This window comes from Brevibacterium sp. CFH 10365 (genome assembly GCF_009299785.1).
Lineage (GTDB): Bacteria > Actinomycetota > Actinomycetes > Actinomycetales > Brevibacteriaceae > Brevibacterium > Brevibacterium limosum.
This window is the reverse complement of sequence record NZ_VIGO01000007.1, coordinates 109,296-126,532: the sequence shown is the minus strand read 5'-3', so window position 1 is coordinate 126,532 and position 17,237 is coordinate 109,296. Positions and strand designations below refer to the sequence as shown.

The 17,237-nt window shown below is 66.8% G+C and carries 14 protein-coding genes; 8 read left to right on the top strand and 6 right to left on the bottom strand.

All coding sequences use genetic code 11. The annotated features are described in order from the left end of the window. Positions 1 to 2: 2 nt before the first annotated feature. Both FHG09_RS15170 and FHG09_RS15165 read right to left on the bottom strand, forming a co-directional pair. Positions 3 to 1,238: an AMP-binding protein gene (locus FHG09_RS15170; RefSeq protein WP_152348483.1), complete on the bottom strand. Its 1,236-nt coding sequence runs from the start codon at positions 1,236 to 1,238 to the stop codon at positions 3 to 5. A 13-nt stretch (positions 1,239 to 1,251) separates the two neighbouring features. Further along, positions 1,252 to 2,172 (bottom strand): 1,4-dihydroxy-2-naphthoyl-CoA synthase, encoded by a 921-nt coding sequence (locus tag FHG09_RS15165; protein ID WP_152348482.1) that lies wholly within the window; start codon positions 2,170 to 2,172, stop codon positions 1,252 to 1,254. Positions 2,173 to 2,241: 69 nt separating this feature from the next. Here FHG09_RS15165 and FHG09_RS15160 point away from each other — a divergent pair, with 69 nt between their 5' ends. After that, positions 2,242 to 3,393, top strand: coding sequence for an o-succinylbenzoate synthase (locus FHG09_RS15160; protein WP_152348481.1), 1,152 nt, complete (start codon positions 2,242 to 2,244; stop codon positions 3,391 to 3,393). 37 nt (positions 3,394 to 3,430) lie between these two features. Here FHG09_RS15160 and FHG09_RS15155 read toward each other — a convergent pair whose 3' ends face one another. Next, the gene (locus FHG09_RS15155; protein ID WP_152348480.1) at positions 3,431 to 4,123 is read right to left on the bottom strand and encodes a hypothetical protein; all 693 of its coding nucleotides are present in this window, start codon (positions 4,121 to 4,123) and stop codon (positions 3,431 to 3,433) included. A 15-nt stretch (positions 4,124 to 4,138) separates the two neighbouring features. Next, positions 4,139 to 5,755, bottom strand: coding sequence for an alpha/beta hydrolase (locus tag FHG09_RS15150; RefSeq protein ID WP_227492799.1), 1,617 nt, complete (start codon positions 5,753 to 5,755; stop codon positions 4,139 to 4,141). Between the two features lie 59 nt (positions 5,756 to 5,814). On the opposite strand from FHG09_RS15150, the gene menD reads away from it, so the two are divergent. Next, positions 5,815 to 7,581: a 2-succinyl-5-enolpyruvyl-6-hydroxy-3-cyclohexene-1-carboxylic-acid synthase gene (gene menD / locus FHG09_RS15145; RefSeq protein WP_227492798.1), complete on the top strand. Its 1,767-nt coding sequence runs from the start codon at positions 5,815 to 5,817 to the stop codon at positions 7,579 to 7,581. A gap of 57 nt (positions 7,582 to 7,638) precedes the next feature. Here the strand turns inward: menD and FHG09_RS15140 are convergent, their stop codons facing one another. After that, complete coding sequence (locus FHG09_RS15140) at positions 7,639 to 9,009, bottom strand: isochorismate synthase MenF (protein WP_152348479.1); 1,371 nt, start codon at positions 9,007 to 9,009, stop codon at positions 7,639 to 7,641. 82 nt (positions 9,010 to 9,091) lie between these two features. Between FHG09_RS15140 and FHG09_RS15135 the strand changes: the two genes are divergently transcribed. The 4 genes from FHG09_RS15135 (at position 9,092) to FHG09_RS15120 (ending at position 13,381) form a co-directional block, all read left to right on the top strand. Further along, the gene (locus tag FHG09_RS15135) at positions 9,092 to 9,841 is read left to right on the top strand and encodes a demethylmenaquinone methyltransferase (RefSeq protein ID WP_152348478.1); all 750 of its coding nucleotides are present in this window, start codon (positions 9,092 to 9,094) and stop codon (positions 9,839 to 9,841) included. Positions 9,842 to 9,843: 2 nt separating this feature from the next. Next, positions 9,844 to 11,169: a geranylgeranyl reductase family protein gene (locus FHG09_RS15130; RefSeq protein WP_152348477.1), complete on the top strand. Its 1,326-nt coding sequence runs from the start codon at positions 9,844 to 9,846 to the stop codon at positions 11,167 to 11,169. Positions 11,170 to 11,201: 32 nt separating this feature from the next. Further along, a complete protein-coding gene (locus FHG09_RS15125; RefSeq protein WP_413773154.1) occupies positions 11,202 to 12,245 on the top strand; it encodes a polyprenyl synthetase family protein in 1,044 nt (347 codons plus the stop codon). Between the two features lie 68 nt (positions 12,246 to 12,313). Beyond that, positions 12,314 to 13,381 carry a permease gene (locus FHG09_RS15120; protein ID WP_152348476.1) on the top strand — a complete coding sequence of 356 codons (1,068 nt, stop codon included), beginning with the start codon at positions 12,314 to 12,316 and terminating at the stop codon, positions 13,379 to 13,381. Positions 13,382 to 13,471: 90 nt separating this feature from the next. Here the strand turns inward: FHG09_RS15120 and rarD are convergent, their stop codons facing one another. Next, positions 13,472 to 14,386, bottom strand: coding sequence for an EamA family transporter RarD (rarD, locus tag FHG09_RS15115; RefSeq protein WP_152348475.1), 915 nt, complete (start codon positions 14,384 to 14,386; stop codon positions 13,472 to 13,474). Positions 14,387 to 14,565: 179 nt separating this feature from the next. On the opposite strand from rarD, the gene FHG09_RS15110 reads away from it, so the two are divergent. Continuing rightward, complete coding sequence (locus FHG09_RS15110; RefSeq protein WP_152348474.1) at positions 14,566 to 15,984, top strand: FAD-dependent oxidoreductase; 1,419 nt, start codon at positions 14,566 to 14,568, stop codon at positions 15,982 to 15,984. 273 nt (positions 15,985 to 16,257) lie between these two features. Then, the gene (locus FHG09_RS15105) at positions 16,258 to 17,184 is read left to right on the top strand and encodes a GTP pyrophosphokinase family protein (protein ID WP_152348473.1); all 927 of its coding nucleotides are present in this window, start codon (positions 16,258 to 16,260) and stop codon (positions 17,182 to 17,184) included. Positions 17,185 to 17,237 lie beyond the last annotated feature (53 nt).

Sequence of the window (17,237 nt, the reverse complement as noted above, 5' to 3'; positions counted from 1 at the left end):
TCTTATATTACCGATTGTTCACCGGTATGGGTATTCGGTCCGGCCGTCATGAGATCGGCGGCGATCCGGGCCGCAGCGCTGCGATCGGGTTTGCCGATCGACCGGTGGGGGATCTCGGCGACCGGGAAGACGAGCTGCGGCAGCAGCTGCCCGGTCATCCCGTGGTCGAGGGCATTGAGTCGCTGTGCCGATTCTCGCGGATTCTCCGCTCCGGCTCCAGTGCCGTCGGCGAGCCGAACGAGTGCGACGATCCGTTTTCCCCACTCCTCGTCGGGCACCCAGGTCACGAGCATCTCGGCTATTCCCGCCTTCTGCCAGCTCGGCAGCAGTCCGGTCTCCAGGGCATGCGGGGAGACGTTCGTGCCCCCGGAAACGATGATGTCATCGGCACGACCGAGCACACTGAGCACGCCGGAATCGATCCGGCCCAGATCGCTGGTGTGCATGGTCCGCCGTCCCGCCTCGTCGACGGTGAGGTCGGGGGAGACGATCGGGGCGATGGTCCCGTCGGCGCTGATCTCGACGTAGCCGTCGGCCACGACGGGTCCGGTCAGATCGATCGTTCCCGCCTCGGTGATGGTCACCTCGACCCCGTCGAAGGGTACCCCGTCATAGACGCAGCCGCCCGCCGTCTCGCTCATCCCGTAGGTTCGCACGATCGCCAGTCCCGCGGCTTCGGCGCGCTCGAGCAGCGACGGTGAGATCGCCGCCCCGCCGAGGAGGATGTGCGAGACCCGTCCCGCCGCCGCGGTGGCGCGGTCATCCTCGAGGATCCGGTGGAGTTGGGTGGGCACGATCGAGGTGTACGTGGGACGGTCGCCCGCCCGCTCCAGCAGGTCGCCGACCTCGGTGGCGAAGGACTGCGCCGTGAACCTCGCCGAGGCGGCTCTGACCGGTGCACGGCCGGCCAAGCGGGCGCGCAGCTCGACTTGGAAGCCGGCGATGTGGTTGACCGGTAGGCACAGGTGCCAGTCGCCGGGTCCGGAGAGGAACCGTTCGGTCGCCCGCGCCGAGGTGGTCAGTGCTCGGGCGGACAGAGCCACGGCCTTCGCCGTCCCCGTCGACCCGGAGGTGAAGAGGATGAGGGCCGGGGCGCGGCCGTGACCGGCCCACACATTTGGAGCCGCCTCGGTGACGGCACCATCCCGATCCGACGGGAGGATGAGGATCGATTCGCCGGCGAGCGCCCGATCGATGGCGTCGGGCAGCTCGTCGGGGCGCAGTTCGCGTGCAGTCATGCGTGGACCGGGCTCAGTAGTACCAGGGGAACGGTGACCAGTCGGGGTCGCGCTTTTCGAGGAAGGCGTCGCGGCCTTCTACGGCTTCGTCGGTCATATAGCCCAGTCGGGTGGCTTCCCCGGCGAAGACCTGCTGGCCGACGAGCCCGTCGTCGACGAGGTTGAAGGCGAACTTGAGCATGCGCTGCGCGTTCGGGGACTTGCCGAGGATCTCGCGTGCCATCTGCATGCCTGCGGTTTCAAGGTCGGCGTGGTCGACGACCTCGTTGACGGCACCCATATCGGCCATCTCCTGCGCGGAGTAGGTGCGGCCGAGGAAGAAGATCTCGCGGGCCTTCTTCTGCCCGACCATCTTCGCCAGGTACGCGGAACCGTAGCCGGCGTCGTAGGAGCCGACATCGGCATCGGTCTGCTTGAACTTCGCATGCTGAGCCGAGGCGATCGTCATATCGCAGACGACGTGGAGGCTGTGGCCTCCGCCGGCGGCCCAGCCGGGGACGACGGCGATGACGACCTTCGGCATGGTGCGGATGAGACGCTGGACCTCGAGGATGTGGAGGCGTCCGGCCTGTGCCGGGTCGACGCTCTCACGGGTCTCACCGGAGGCGTACTGATAGCCGGAGCGGCCGCGGATGCGCTGGTCCCCGCCGGAGCAGAACGCCCAGCCGCCGTCCTTCTCGCTCGGGCCGTTGCCGGTGAGCAGGACGGCGCCGACGTCCGAGGTCTGGCGGGCATGGTCGAAGGCACGGTAGAGCTCGTCGACCGTGTGCGGGCGGAAGGCGTTGCGGACCTCGGGGCGGTCGAAGGCGATGCGCACACAGCCGATGTCGTCGCCGGTGGCGGGGTCGATGGCCCGGTGATAGGTGATATCGGTGAAGTCGAAGCCGGAGACTTCGCGCCAGGCCGTGGGGTCGAAGATGTCTGAAACCGTCATGGCCCCAAGCCTAGCGCTTGGCCCTTTCCAAACGGTCCCGGGTCGGCCGGTGAGCGTTAGTCTGGGGGCATGGCCGATACTGCGCGACCGCACCCCGGTGCACCTGCCCCCGAACCCATCGCTTCCGCACCGCTCGATCTGCCCGAACGCTTCGATGAGGCCATCGAGGATCTGCATGTGGTGCGGCTGCCGATGGTCACCCGTTTCCGGGGGATCACCGAGCGGGAAGTGGCGCTCTTCTCCGGCCCTGCAGGGTGGGCGGAGTTCTCCCCGTTCGTCGAATACGACACCGAGGAGGCCAGCCGGTGGCTGCGCGCCTCCCTCGAATTCTCCGGGCTGATCCCGCAGAACACCGCCCTCGCCGAGGCGGCCCCCTCCGCAGACCCCGGGCGCGGTTCCGTCCCGGTCCCGGATGGGAGCGGTGAAACCGTCGCCGTCAACGGCACTCTGCCCGCCTGCCCGCCGGATCAGGTCGAATCGATCCTGTCCCGCTACGGTCGGGTCGGCACAGTCAAGGCGAAGGTCGCCGAGCGCGGCTTCGCCTCCCTTGACGATGACCTGGGGCGCCTGCGGGAGTTCCGCAGTCTCTTCCCGGACACGACTCTGCGGCTGGACGCGAATGCCGGATACACGCTGACCGAAGCAGTCGAGGTGTGTGAGGCATTCGCCGATTTCGATCTCCAATACTTCGAGCAGCCGGTGCCCGGCGTCGAGCAGCTCGCAGAGCTGCGCGAAGAACTCGCCCGGAGAGGGCTGCCGATCGTGATCGCCGCCGACGAATCCATCCGCAAGGCCGAGGACCCGCTGCGCGTGGCCGAACTCGGGGCCGCCGAGGTCATCATCGTCAAGGTCCAACCGCTGGGTGGAATCGGTGCGGCCCTCGACGTCATCGGCGCCTCGGGTCTGCCAGCCGTCGTGTCCTCGGCTCTCGAGTCCTCCGTCGGCTTGGCCGCCGGAGCCGAACTCGCCGCCGGGCTGCCGCGCACCGACCGCAGCCGGGACATCCTCGGTGATCGGGTGGCCTGTGGACTGGGCACCGGCCGTCTCTTCACCGCCGATATCGTCGCCGAAGACGAGGCCCTGACTCCGGTCGACGGGGCCATCCCGGTGACACGAATCGTCCCGGACCCTGACCGCCTGCAGCAGCTGGCGGTGGATCCGGGACGATACGAGTGGTGGGCCGGGCGGCTCCAGAACTGTTGGAGCGCCCTGCGCGGTTGAGCCGACTCTGGCTGAACCGGACCGGGGCCGAACTGAGTCAGCCGGCTTTCTTCACAGACTCGACGAAAGCGTCAGCGGCATTCGTCACTGTCGCTTCTTCGACATCAGCGACGTTTGTCACAGCGACAAGGTTGTTGTCGACACGTGCGGCGACGTAGCGAATCTCGGTGGCGGTCTGACCTCCGGTTTCGACTGTGGCGACGATTCCGGCGGTCTCATCGGCTCCGGCCACATCAGGGTCAGAAGCTTCCATCTTCACCTGCATTTCGAGGCCAGCGGTCGTCAACTTCACATCACTGCACTCTTCGGCGACGTTCTCAGTTCCGTCGAGCTGCATCTGAGCATCGTCGACGCTGTCGAAGCTGGAGAGGCCCGCGGACAGAACATTGTCGTTTGAGGCCCCTGTCACAGTCGTGCCGCCCTGGACGAGCTTCGAATTGATCAGGTTGAGAGTGATGTCCTTGCACTTGGCAGGCTCGAACTTCGAACCTTCCAGGGCTTTGGCCATTTCGCCAGTGGCGCCGCTGTCCTTGAACGACTGACCGTCAGCCTGAGTTGATTCGAGGATCTCCTTGAGCTGGGCTTCGTCCAGCTTCTCGGCTTCCGGCTGCGCCTCGGTTGCGGTAGAGGATCCGCCGTCGGCAGTTTGGTCCGGTTCGTCTCCTCCGCCAGTGCAGCCGGCGAGGGAGAGTCCGGCGACGAGAGCGATGGCTGGGAGAATGCGTTTCATTGTGTGCCTCTCTGCTCAGCGTTCTGAGGAATCAGCGGCCGGCGATTCGCGACCGCTCTCAATATAAACGCCAGCGGTCTCTTGCGTCGTTTCTCCGGGGAATTGATCCGGATCATCAGCTGTGTACAGCCCTTCGTCTACCGCCGCCTTACCGTCGGCCTCGGCCGCAGCTGTGTGCCGGCGATCAGCCACCGCCCTGTCGACCTCAGCCGAGCTGTGCCTGCGGTTTTCTGCCGCATCCACCGGCGCCGAGGAGATCCTCACCGTGGTCACTTCGTCCTGTCCCAGCGCGGTGAAGTGCGCAGTGCGCTTCCCGGGGATGATCGGATCGTGCATGGCCGCGGCCAGCCGACCGGTGAACGTCAGCCGCCCCTTCTTGTCCGCCTTCTGCTGGTAGGCGTTGTCTCCGCCGGGCCCGGACACACTGATGTCGTAGCGTCGGCCGGGATCGAAGAGCGCTGGAGTGCGTACACGGAAGCTGCCGGTGCCGGTCAGGGAGAAACCGGCGGCACTGACGGCGTCGAAGCGCACGACCTGCGCGCGACGACGGGAGAGCTCCACCCGCCACCCGTGGATGTCGAAGAGGGCATGACCGCTGAGATAGGTGAATTGTCCGCCATCGGCCACGCGATCGGTCCGGCCACGGTCCGAGCTCGCATAGTCGCGTCGTCTGGCGAGTGTTTTCAGCCATGCTCCGAGTTCCCGTTCCCAGCTCGTCCAGTTGTGGAGGCCGCTGGTGCGCGGAAACCAGGAATGGCGGATGCCGAGGGCGTTGAGACGGGCGGAGAAGCGCTCGCCCTGAGAGCTGATCATCGTCTCCAGCAGGTCGCGATCCTTCGCCCCTTCGAGGCTGCCGGATCCGGCGCTGAACCACAGATCGAGGCCGCGGAGATTCTCAGCCAGAGCATAGGGGGAATTCGCCAGCCATTCGCTGCGGTCGAGGCCGGGATCACCGAACAGGCTCAGCGACCGGGCGCCTTCGCGCATCGCGATGATGTCGAAGGCCGGAACGGTCGACAGCGGATCCAGGGGAGAGGAGAACGCGGCGGCCGAGCCGTACCGGTCGGGATGCCAGGCCGCGTACTTCATCGCCCCGTAACCGCCCATCGACAGTCCAGCCAGCAGCTGGCTGCCCGGTGCCCAGTCGACGGAGAAGTTCGCTGTGAGAAAGGCCGGGATCTCCTCGGTGTGGAAGCGCGGCCAGTCGTGGACCTCGCTGCCGACGGCCAGTCGCGAATACGTCCCGGCCCCGCCGTCGGGCATGACGACGAGGTACGGCGAGTCGAGGGTGAGCTCCTCAGCGGAGCCGAAATCCGTCCATGACCGGAAATCGTCGCCGCCTCCGTGGAAGAGGCAGATGACGGGGCTGACCTCGGCGGGAATCCCCGGCAGCAGCACACGCACGCCGACTGTGCGGCCGAGTGCGGGGGAGTAGAGGAAGAATTCGCGCAGCCTCGGTGAGAGTTTCCGTTTGTCCCGGATATGCCAGGTCCGGGCGTCCTTCCCGCGGGGTTCGGGGCCGAGGAAGGAGGTGGTCTGGTCGCGGGCGGGGTAGCGTCCGCGCTGGGAGCGAGCCGCGGTCAGGGTGCGGATGGCTCGTGCTCCCATCGCGATGATCAACGAGCGGCGCATTTCTCGAGGCTAGAGGGCAGAGATGAACCACAGGTGGTCAGGTGGTTGAATATCAGGTGATGTCGAATTCGAGCGCGGTGGCGCAGCAGATTGCCCGAAGCCTGGTCCTGACCGGGGTCAGTGACGTCGTCTTTGCCCCCGGTTCGCGGTCCGCTCCCTTGGTCTACGCGGTGGCTCCCCTCGCCGAGGCGGGGCTGATCCGCACTCATGTGCGCGTCGATGAGCGCGATGCCGCCTTCCTCGCCCTCGGCCTGGCTCGCGGTCTGCGTGCGCGCGGCAGCGAGTCCGTCGTGGCGGTCGTGACGACATCCGGATCGGCCGTGGCCAATCTCCATCCCGCCGTCCTCGAAGCCGCGTACGGTCACCTGCCGCTGCTCGCGCTCACCGCGGATCGCCCTGCCCGGCTGCGGGCGACCGGAGCCAACCAGACCATCGATGATCAGTCGCAGGTGCTCTCGGACGTCCGTGCCCGCTTCGACATTCCCGCAGGTGACACCGCCGAAGCGGTCGGCCGTGCGGTGGCCGGGGCCGTGACCGCGGCCTCGGGGCGAACCGGAGGCACCCTCGCCGAGGCGGCCGGCCCGGTCCAGTTCAATGTGCAGTTCGACACCCCGCTCGTCCCCACCGAAGACGAGTTGAGGTCGTGGTCGGAGGAGATCGGCGAGTTGATCGAGACCGGTACGGCGGGTGATGGGCAGCGTTCTGCACAGATCGCGCCGGACTCTGCAGCACCCGGACCGCGTGTGAGCGTCGGTGTGACCATCACCGATGGGACGGTCATCGTCGCCGGAGACGCCGGCGGCCATCCGGCCGAGTCCCTGCGGGCGCTGGCCGCCGACCATCACCTTCCGATGCTCGCCGAACCCTCGAGCACGCTGGCGTGGACGTCGACACACTCGGCCGGAAGGTCAGCCGAACCTTCACCCTCGGTGCCTGCTCATGCCCGCGTGCTCGGCGACCACACCGAGCTGCGCGAGGCGATCCGCACCGTCATCGTCCACGGCAAACCGACCCTGACCAGACCCGTCGCCGCCCTGCTCGCCGACGAATCGGTGGATGTGCAGCGGGTGCCCGACGACATCGACGCGGCTGACCTGACCGTCACGGATGAGACGACCGTCGACTCGACGGCCGCAGGAGAGGCACAGAGCAGCGCCGCCTCGGGACCGACCTGGGCGCGCGCGTGGATCGAAGCCGGGACGTCCCTGGTTGCAGCTGCTCGGGCAGAACGGTCCGCGGAACCGGACACAACCGGATCCTCAGGCCCCGCCTCGGCGAGGGAATTCCAGTCGACCGCACGGGCGATCACCGAGCATCTGGCGGCACAGGACATCACCCTGTTCGTGGCGAGTTCGAACTCGGTGCGCTACCTCAGCGACGCCACCGACATCCGCGCCCGCATCCACGCCTCGCGTGGGCTGGCCGGAATCGACGGACTGGTTTCCACCGCCACGGGGCTGTCCCTGGGGTTGGGCGAACCAGTGGTCCTGCTCATCGGCGATATCGCCATGCTCCACGACATCGGCGGACTCCTCACCCCGAGTGCCGAAGATGCCGGGGACGTGACGATCGTGGTGCTCAACGACGACGGGGGAGCGATCTTCTCCGGACTCGAACATTCCCAGTCCCACCTCGAAGGCTTCTTGGAACGGTATTTCACGGTCCCGCACGGACGCGGATTCGAGGGCCTCGCCGCCGCCTACGGCTGGGACCATGTGCAGGTCACCGGCGCGGAGGAATTCGAAGCGACTCTCGGCATGCTCGACGGACAGCGGAACGCAGGCACGAGTGCCCGCCGCATCATCGAGGTGACCGCGTCGCACTGAGCTTCGGAACTCTCAGCGGCCCCCGGAGCGCCGGGAGCACCGGTGAACGACGGAAGGTCAGTCTCGGTCGAGACCGAGCGCCCGACGCATGGGAGCGAGCTTCGCATTCGTCTCGGCGACCTCGGTGGCGGGATCCGAATCGGGCATGATCCCGGCACCGGCATACAGCCGGATCCGATTGCGATCCTCGAGCTGACCGCAGCGCAGAGCGATGCCGAACTGGCCGTTGCCGCGCCCGTCCATCCACCCGACGGGGCCGGAGTAACGGCCGCGGTCGAGGGGTTCGAGTTCATCGACATGGGCGACCGCGCTCGCCTGCGGATACCCGCCGACGGCGGCAGTGGGGTGGACCGCTGCGGCGACGTCGAGGGCGGTGAGCCCGGAGTCGGGGGAGAGGCTCGCCTGCGCGTCCGAGGCCGAATGGATGACATTGGCCAAGGGCAGCAGGTGGGGGCGCTCATCGACGGTGACATCCTCGGCGACCGAACCCAGGCTGCGCTGCAGCGAGGCGATGGCGAATGCATGCTCGGTGCTGTCCTTGTGGGCACTCAGCAGCTTCCGGGCCGCCGGCATCTCCTCCATCGGGTTCTTCTCCACCCGGTAGGTTCCGGCGAGGACACGTGAGGTGACTCTGTTGTTCTCGACTCCGATGAGCAGCTCCGGGGTCGACCCGATGAGACCGGCGATGTCGAAGGTCCAGCAGCTCGGGTAGCTGCGGTTGAGCGCGCCGAGCACCGCACGCACGTCGATGTCCTCCTCGGTGGTGACCACCTCGTCACGGGCGAGGACGACCTTGCGCAGAGTCGGATCATCCGAGAACGCGTCCACTTCCGCCGAGGTGTCGATCGGGGTGAGCACGTCAGCGACCTGCTCGACGAGCCGGGACCACCTCTCGGGATCGAGGTCCCCGGCCTCGGCGTGGGCGGAGTGCACGCGCTGCAGCGGTTCGGCCTGGAGGATCGGCGGCAGAGGAGGCACCTCGGCTGTCGAGATCGACGTCAGCCACACACGGCCGCCGCGACGACCGAGGACGAACTCGGGGACGTGGATGATCGAATCGACAGCGGATTCGCCCGAATACGCGACCGTGGCAAAGCACATGAGTCCGGAGCCGAGCAGATCGACCTCGTCCTCGACCTCAGCCGCCTCGGTGATGGCCTTCCAGGCATCCGACAGGTCGGTGAACCTCTCGGGACCGCGGGCTCGGATGCGCAGGGTGCGACCGAAGCCGATGAGACCGGAGGTATCACGGACCCAGCAGGAGAAGCCGTCGGTCGGCAGCAGTTCGAGGGTCTGCTCCACGGTCGTGGGCAGGCCTGATTCGAAGGGGAAGCCGGGCCCGGGATCGACGTCGTCGACGAAACGGGAGCGCACGTGCAGACGCGGAGGGGCGGAGAGGATGTCGGAAGTGCCGGAAGTCAAAGTCATGTCGCCTCGATTCTAGACGAGGATGTCGGCGGACCGGGATCCGGATTCGCCCTCCCGGTTCAGGTGTTGAGAGAATGTGGTCATGAACCGTGCCAAGCTCGACAAGCAGCCCGCCGACGTCGCGTCGATGTTCGATGATGTCGCCTCCCGATACGACCTGACGAACGACGTCCTCTCCTTCGGACTCGCCCGGGCCTGGAGGCGCACCGTCGCCCATTCCGTGGCCGCCGGACCCGGTGAGCGCGTGCTCGATCTGGCCGCTGGAACCGGCACCTCGTCGATGACGTTCACTCACCACGGCGCCGAGGTGGTGGCCGGGGACATCTCCACCGGGATGCTCACCGAGGGTCGACGCCGGCACCCGAAGATCGATTTCATCTACGCCGATGCGATGGATCTGCCCTTCGCCGATTCCAGCTTCGATGTCGTCACGATCTCCTTCGGCATCCGCAACGTCAATGACGTCGATACGGCCCTTGACGAGATGCTGCGCGTGCTCAAGCCCGGCGGACGCCTCGTCATCTGCGAGTTCTCCACCCCGACGTTCGATGCTTTCAGCCTTGTGTACAAGGAATACCTGATGAGGGCCCTGCCGGCCGTGTCCCGTGCCGTGTCCTCGAATCCGGAGGCCTATGTCTACCTGGCCGAGTCGATCCGCGCGTGGCCGAACCAGGACGCCTTCGCCCACCAGATCCTCGACGCCGGCTTCGATCAGGTGAAGTACCGCAATCTCACCGGCGGAATCGTCGCCGTCCACCATGCCCTCAAACCCGCCGAAGCGACCACGGACTCGGTAGCAGCGGCGGACACCGCGGAGCCAATCAAGCCTTGACGATGAATGAGTTCGATGCCGAAGTCGTCGTCGTCGGAGCCGGCCCGGCCGGCTCGGCGATCGGCGCCTACCTCGCCCAGGCCGGGCACGAGGTCATCATCCTCGAGAAGTCCGGTTTCCCCCGAGACAAGATCTGCGGCGATGCCCTGACCCCGCGTGCGGTCAAGGAAGCCGGCTACCTGGGGATGGATCTGCCGGCCTCCGACGGCTGGCACCCGAACAAGGGACTGCGCCTCATCGGCGGCGGCCACCGGCTCGAACTCGATTGGCCCGACATCGACGGCACCCCGAACTATGGGCTGACCCGTCCGCGGATGAGCATGGACGAGGCCTTCGCCCGTCATGCTCAGCGGTCCGGGGCCAGGCTCTTCGAACAGGTGCGGGCCATGTCTCCGGACATCGGCGATGACGGGTGGATCAAGGGCGTGCATGCCTCGGGCACCGACCACCGGGGTCGCCGAGTCGGCCCCGAAGCCCACTTCAGAGCCCCGATCGTCATCGCCGCCGACGGAGTCTCCTCCCGCCTGGCCGTGTCCATGGGCCTGGAGAAGCGCGATGACCGACCGATGGGCATCGCCGCCCGCGCCTACCACACGACGCCCCGGCACGCCGATGACTACATCGAATCCTGGGTCGAGATGCGTTCGACGAACGCGGCCGGGGAATCCGAGACCCTGCCCGGGTACGGATGGATCTTCCCCCTCGGCGACGGCACCGTGAACATCGGCGCCGGCCTCCTCGACTCCTCGCCCCAGTTCAGATCCGTGGACCTGCGCGCCATGATGAACCAGTGGATCGCGGACATGGGCCATGAGTGGGGCATCGACGAATCGACGTCTCTGGGCCCGATCAAGTCCGCGGCCCTGCCCATGGCATTCAACCGGACACCGCACTTCCACCGCGGTCTGCTGCTCGTCGGCGACTCCGGCGGCATGGTCAACCCGTTCAACGGCGAGGGCATCGACTATGCGCTGGAGTCCGCGCGCATCGCCGCCGAGGTGATCTCCACCTATTCGCGCTACCCGCAGGCCGTGATGCGCCGCCGACTCGAGGAGTACCCGGCGCTGCTCGGGGACTCCTTGGGCGGATACTTCACTCTCGGCCGGGTTTTCGCCTCGATCATCGGCCACCCGGCCCTCATGCAGTTCGGAATCAAGTACGGTATGGGTGTTGACGTTGTGATGGAGTTCGTCGTCAAATTGTTGGCGAACCTCTACCGCGACCCGAAGGTCTCCGAGGCCGATCTCATCGACAGGGTGATCTCTGCCCTGACCCGAATCGTTCCAGCCACCAGCAACGGCACACGGACGACGCTGAGACCACAGTGAAGAACTCTGAGCGCAAGGGCGAGGACAACGGCATGCCGAGACCGACTACGACGAATGACGAGGACATGAGCCACCTAGCCTCTCCGGCCACCTTCACCGGTGACGACGCCCAGCTCGCGGCGGAGATCTCGACTCAGTTGGAAACCGTGGAGTCCCGTCTCTACGAGGTCACCGAGCAGACCCGCAGGCTGCCCGACGCAACCTCGAAGCACCTGCTGGCCGCCGGCGGCAAGCGGGCACGTCCGAATCTCGTCCTGCTCACCGCCCGCCTCGGCGATGCTGACAACGAGGACATCATCGATGCGGCTGCCGCCGTCGAACTCATCCACCTGGCTTCGCTCTACCACGACGATGTCATGGACGACGCTCCCGTGCGACGCGGTGCGAAGGCCGCGCACGAGGTGTGGGGCAATTCGGTGGCGATCCTCACCGGCGATCTGCTCTTCTCCAAGGCCTCCGGGGTGACCGCGAAGCTCGGACCCGAGGCCGTGCGCGTCCAGGCCGAGACCTTTGAGAGGCTCGTGCTCGGACAGCTCAACGAATTCGCCGGCCCGCCCGAAAACGCCGACGAAGTCGAGCACTACATCCAGGTGCTTGCGGACAAGACCGGATCGCTCATCGCCACCTCGGCGCGGTTCGGAGTCATGTTCTCCGGCGCCGACCAGGAACTCGCCGAACCCGTGCGAGTCTTCGGCGAACGCGTCGGCGTGGCCTTCCAGCTCGCCGACGACATCATCGACCTGACCACGACATCCTCGGAGTCGGGGAAGACCCCGGGCACGGACCTGCGCGAACGGGTCCCCACCCTGCCCGTACTCTACGTGCGCGCCGCCGCTGCTGCGGGCGATGACACCGCCGCCGAGGTGGTCCGACTTCTCGATGCCGACCTCAGTTCCGATGAGGCGTTGGAAGCAGCGCGCTCGGCCCTGGCGGCCCATCCCGTGACCGAACGGGCCCGCGCCGAGGCGTCGCGCTGGGCGGATGAGGCCAAAGCCGCATTGGCACCGCTGCCCGAGGGTCGAGTGAAGGAAGCGCTGTTCGCCTTCGCCGATTCCGTCGTCTCCCGCAGTTCCTGAGTTCCCGCCCCTTACCGTTCTCGACTGTTTCTCCGCCGTTTCGGCACTGGCGCAAAGGACGTACCGCGATGACGCACACCTCGGCTTCGGCACCGATGAGGTCTCCGCAGAGACTGGGCGCCGCCGATTGGATCGGACTGGGCGTGCTCGCGCTGCTGCTCGTGATCGGTCTGAGCTGGTCGAAATGGCTGCCGTACTGGGACAAGGCGTGGACGCTGAGCGAGACCTCGCTGTGGGAGGGCACTCCGCTCTTCGATGCCGCGGGGCAGGCGATGTCACTGTCCGGGGCATGGGACTTCACGCTGGTGTATTTCACCGCAGTGTGGAAGGCCCTGCTCGTGGCGCTGCTCGTCGCGGCCGCCATCGACGCTCTGGTTCCTCGCGACTGGCTGCTGCGGCTGCTGAATCGGCGCAGCCAGACCGGTCAGTCCCTCGTCGGCGCGGTCCTGTCGATGCCGTCGATGATGTGCACCTGCTGCGCGGCCCCCGTGGCCGCGAGCCTGCGTGATTCGGGAGTGAGACGCTCTGCGGCCCTGGCGTACTGGGTGGGCAATCCGTTGCTCAACCCTGCAGTGCTCATCTTCCTGGCACTCGTCCTGCCGTGGCAGTACACGGCTGTGCGAGTGGTCTTCGCCGTTGCCATCGCGGTCGGGGCAAGCGCCCTGATCGGAAGGTGGGTGTCCGGGCGGAACGATTCGGCGCCCGAGCCGAGCCCCGCCTCGGTGACGGTGTCGTCCCTACCCGTGCGCTACCTGCGGTCCTTGGGCCGCTTCGCGCTCATCCTCGTGCCCGAGCATCTCCTGCTCGTCTTCCTCATCGGGCTACTCGCCCCATGGCTGACCGGCGTATACGGCCTCGAAGCCCACTTGGGCGCCGGAGCGGTCATCATCGTCGCGATCATCGGCACCCTGCTCGTCATCCCCACCGGCGGAGAGATCCCGATCATCCTCACCCTTGTGCCTCTCGGCGTCGGTGCCGGAGTTACCGGCGCCCTGCTCATCGCCCTGCCGGCGCTGAGCATCCCCTCGATGGTCATGGTCGGCAGGGCCATGGGGTGGAGGACGACCGCGGCCATGGGTGCCGCCGTCGCCGTGGCCGCGGTGCTGGCCGGGGGAGCGCTCGCGGTGCTGAGCTGAGCTTCGGCACGATTCGGCCGCCTCGGCGATGGCGACTGCGGGTCGCCTCGGCGATGGCGACAGCGGGTCGCCTCGGTGAGGCTCCCGCGGTCAGCGGCGGCGTCGGTTCGTGCGCACGAGATCGGTGCAGAGCAGGACGACGGCGATCCAGATGATGAAGAAGCCGATCCACCGCGTCGTCGACATCATCTCGCCGAGGACCGTGACGCCGAGGATGAACTGGATCGTCGGGGTGAGGTACTGTAGCATGCCCACCCAGGACAGGGGGATGCGGCGGGCGGCGGCGCTGAAGAGGATGAGCGGGATCGCGGTGGCGGGCCCGGTGACGATGATGACCAAGACGTGCCAGCCGCCGAACCCGGTGAACGTCTGCAGGCCCAGAGAACCGAGGACGATGAGGTAGATCGCCGAGGGCACGGCGAGGACGAGGCTTTCGACGGCCATGCCTTCGAGCGCTCCCACACGGCTGCCGACCTTGTTCTTCACCAGCCCGTAGAGGCCGAAGGACAGGGCGACGGTGAACGCAAGGTAGGGGACGCGGCCGAGGCCGATGCCGACGATGATGACGGCGAGCAGACCGAAGCCCACGGCCGTCCACTGCAGTCGACGCAGCTTCTCACCGAGGAAGACCACGCCCAAGCCGATGGAGATGAGCGGGTTGAGGTAGTAGCCGAGCGAGATCTCGACGAGCTGATTGGTTTCGACCCCGAAGATGAACGTCGTCCAGTTGATGGCGATGAGCACGGAGGCCAGAAGCAGGAGGCCGAAAAGGCGCGGCGAGCGCAGGATCTGCCAGGTGCGGAGGAACCCGCCGGTGAAGATGAGGAGGATGGCGCAGAAGCCCAGCGACCAGATGACTCGGTGGGAGACGAGTTCAAGGGCGCCGGTGGGTGCCGCTGCTGCGAAGAGCAGCGGCATCACGCCCCACAACAGGTAGGCGGAGAATCCGTTGATCAGGCCGGCACGGCGAATTGCGCTCTCATCGGGGGCAGGGTTCTGGCTCACAGGCTTCAGTCTAATGAGGTGGGGGTGCGGTGGGGGTCGTGGGCCCGTCGGCGAGACGGCAGAGCGTGGAGGACTGCGGCCTGCCGATGAGGCCGTGGAAATGCGAGTTTGATCACGTCATTGTAAGGATGACCTACATTGACGATAGACTCGGTGGGACTGAATAGAGAGGTGTGAGAATGACTCGTCCCTTCCGGGTGGCCATCGTCGGCGCCGGTCCTGCCGGGATCTACGCTGCTGATCTCATGACGAAGGCGGAGCGTGATTTCGATCTGAGCATCGATCTCTTCGACCGCTTGCCGACTCCCTTCGGGCTCGTCCGCTACGGGGTCGCTCCCGACCATCCGCGGATCAAGGGCATCATCAATGCCCTGATCAAGGTCCTCGACCGAGGTGACATCCGTCTGTTCTCCAACGTCGAATACGGTGTCGACCTCCACCTCGAAGAGCTCACCGACCGCTATGACGCAGTGGTCTTCTCAACCGGCTGCTTCGTCGATGCCGCACTCGATCTGCCCGGAATCGATCTGCCCGGATCCTATGGCGCCGCGGACTTCGTCAACTGGTACGACTCGCATCCCGACGTCGGCCGGGAGTGGCCGCTGGACGCCGAACGCGTCGCCGTCATCGGCAACGGCAACGTCGCCCTCGACGTCGCACGCGTTCTGGCCAAGCAGGCCGACGACATGCACACCACGGAGATCCCCGACCACGTGTACGAGGGCCTCAAGACCTCCCGCGTCACCGACGTCCACATCTTCGGTCGCCGAGGACCGGCTCAGGCGAAGTTCACTCCGCTGGAGCTGCGCGAGCTCGGTCAGGTCAAGGACGTCGACATCATCGTCTACCCCGAGGACTTCGAGTTCGACGAAGGGTCGATGCAGGCGATCGAGTCGAGCAACCAGACCAAACAGGTCGCAAAGACGCTCACGGACTTCACCATGCGTGAACCCACCGGAGCGAAGCGGCGTCTCCACCTGCACTTCCTCCACGCACCGGTCGCCATCCTCGGCGAGGACAAGGTGACGGGACTGCGCACCGAACGCATGGAACTCGACGGTTCCGGCGGAGTCAGCGGCACCGGCAGCTTCCACGACTGGGAGCTCGATGCCGTCTACCGCGCCGTCGGATATGCGGGCACCCAGCTGCCCCAGCTGCCGTTCGATGATCGCAGACGGGTCATCCCGAACCACGAGGGACGGGTCGTCGACTCCGACGAACAGGCCAAGGCCGCCGACGCCGACGTCGTTCAGGGCGTCTACACCACCGGGTGGATCAAGCGCGGGCCCGTCGGACTCATCGGCCATACCAAGGGCGACGCGCTCGAGACCATCGGCCACATCCTCGATGACCGGGCAGCCGGGGTGCTCACCGATCCGGTGTACCCGGACGAGTCGGCCATCGTCGAACTCCTCGAGTCCAAGGGCACCGACTTCGTCGACTGGGAGGGCTACCACCGGGTCGAGGCCGCGGAGAAGGCGGCCGGTGAGGTCGAGGGCCGTGAGCGGGTCAAGCTCGCCACCCGTGAGGCGATGCTGGTCGAGGCGCGCGGGCACGTCACCGCCGAATCCGTCGGCCAGCCGTCCGCCGGCAACTGACGTGAGGTGACTGACTCGGGGCGGGTGACCCGAGGCGGCTGACCCGAGGCGGCTGACTCGGAGCCATCGCCCACCGGCAACGTCGCGTTCTCCGCTTGAGCGCCACAACGCCCCGGCAATGACTTCTCCTCCCGTTGCACTGGGAGGACGAGTCGCTGCCGGGGCGTGGTGCGTCTACCGCGTAGAGTCAGAGCATGCGGACCGGTGCGCACCAGGCACCGGCACACACCGGTCGTCCATCAGAATCCGCCGTCGGCAGGCAGGGGAGACCTCGTGAGAAGCGAATCGCTGCTCAAGACGATCGTCGAACGCGCGTATGCCGAACGACTCGACGCCTGGCAGACGGCGGCCGTGCGGATCAAGCACTGGCTGACCGAACAGCAGAAGGGTCTGCTCAAGGACAAGGACATCTCCCGACTCGACGTCGACGGGCACCGGATCAAGGATGCCGCCCGCACCCTCGCGAAGGTGACGGAGAAGATCGAGGACGACCCGCAGCTGACGATCACCTCCACCGAGGATGTCGAAGACCAGATCCGTGACATCGTCGGCATCAAGGTGCTGTGCAAATCCCCGCGCGATCAGCGGATGATGTTCTCTGCCCTGCGCGACCCCGAGCAGCTCGGCTCGTTCGAACTCATCGAATCGCGTGACTACACGGACCCGCCGAAGGCCAGCGGATACCGTGCCTGCCACGTCATTCTGCGCATCCCCTCGGACCAAGGTCAGCCGGTCTTCGCCGAGATCCAGGTGAAGACCCGACTCCAGGACGCGTGGAGCGAGCTCACCCATGAGGACATGTACAAACCCGGTGCGGCGATGAAGCCGAGCAAGCTCCACGGAGAATTCGCCCGCGCTATGGCGAACATGCTCGCCACCGTCGATGACATGGCCGATACCCTGGCCGTCGAGCTCACCGCGCTGACGAACCCGGAACCCGTGCGAGAACTCGACGAACTGCGCGAACAGGTCACCGGCATCGATGTCCGAGTCCGCGCGACGGGCCCGAAATACGCGCTCGCCGTCGACGGTTCGGGACGTCAGGGCCTCATCCCCGCGTTCGCGATCCGCCGCCTCAGCGGTCAGAAGGGCACCATCAAGGTCAACGACTTCATCCACCTCGACGATCGCCTCCGGGCCAGCGTCGAAGAGGACTCGAAGGGCCTGTACTACATCCCGCTCGAACTCCCCGAACACTGACCCGAACCTCGCCGAGGCGGCTCGGACCGTCCACCGAACCTCGCCGAGGCGGC

What these genes read in the sequence shown, in the direction of transcription:
- FHG09_RS15130 (WP_152348477.1), top strand. Translation starts at nt 9,844, where the DNA reads ATGAATGAGTTCGATGCCGAAGTCGTCGTCGTCGGAGCCGGCCCGGCC.
- FHG09_RS15170 (WP_152348483.1), bottom strand. Translation starts at nt 1,238, where the DNA reads ATGACTGCACGCGAACTGCGCCCCGACGAGCTGCCCGACGCCATCGAT.
- FHG09_RS15165 (WP_152348482.1), bottom strand. Translation starts at nt 2,172, where the DNA reads ATGACGGTTTCAGACATCTTCGACCCCACGGCCTGGCGCGAAGTCTCC.
- FHG09_RS15160 (WP_152348481.1), top strand. Translation starts at nt 2,242, where the DNA reads ATGGCCGATACTGCGCGACCGCACCCCGGTGCACCTGCCCCCGAACCC.
- FHG09_RS15110 (WP_152348474.1), top strand. Translation starts at nt 14,566, where the DNA reads ATGACTCGTCCCTTCCGGGTGGCCATCGTCGGCGCCGGTCCTGCCGGG.
- FHG09_RS15150 (WP_227492799.1), bottom strand. Translation starts at nt 5,755, where the DNA reads ATGCGCCGCTCGTTGATCATCGCGATGGGAGCACGAGCCATCCGCACC.
- menD (WP_227492798.1), top strand. Translation starts at nt 5,815, where the DNA reads ATGTCGAATTCGAGCGCGGTGGCGCAGCAGATTGCCCGAAGCCTGGTC.
- FHG09_RS15120 (WP_152348476.1), top strand. Translation starts at nt 12,314, where the DNA reads ATGACGCACACCTCGGCTTCGGCACCGATGAGGTCTCCGCAGAGACTG.
- FHG09_RS15140 (WP_152348479.1), bottom strand. Translation starts at nt 9,009, where the DNA reads ATGACTTTGACTTCCGGCACTTCCGACATCCTCTCCGCCCCTCCGCGT.
- FHG09_RS15155 (WP_152348480.1), bottom strand. Translation starts at nt 4,123, where the DNA reads ATGAAACGCATTCTCCCAGCCATCGCTCTCGTCGCCGGACTCTCCCTC.
- FHG09_RS15125 (WP_413773154.1), top strand. Translation starts at nt 11,202, where the DNA reads ATGCCGAGACCGACTACGACGAATGACGAGGACATGAGCCACCTAGCC.
- FHG09_RS15135 (WP_152348478.1), top strand. Translation starts at nt 9,092, where the DNA reads ATGAACCGTGCCAAGCTCGACAAGCAGCCCGCCGACGTCGCGTCGATG.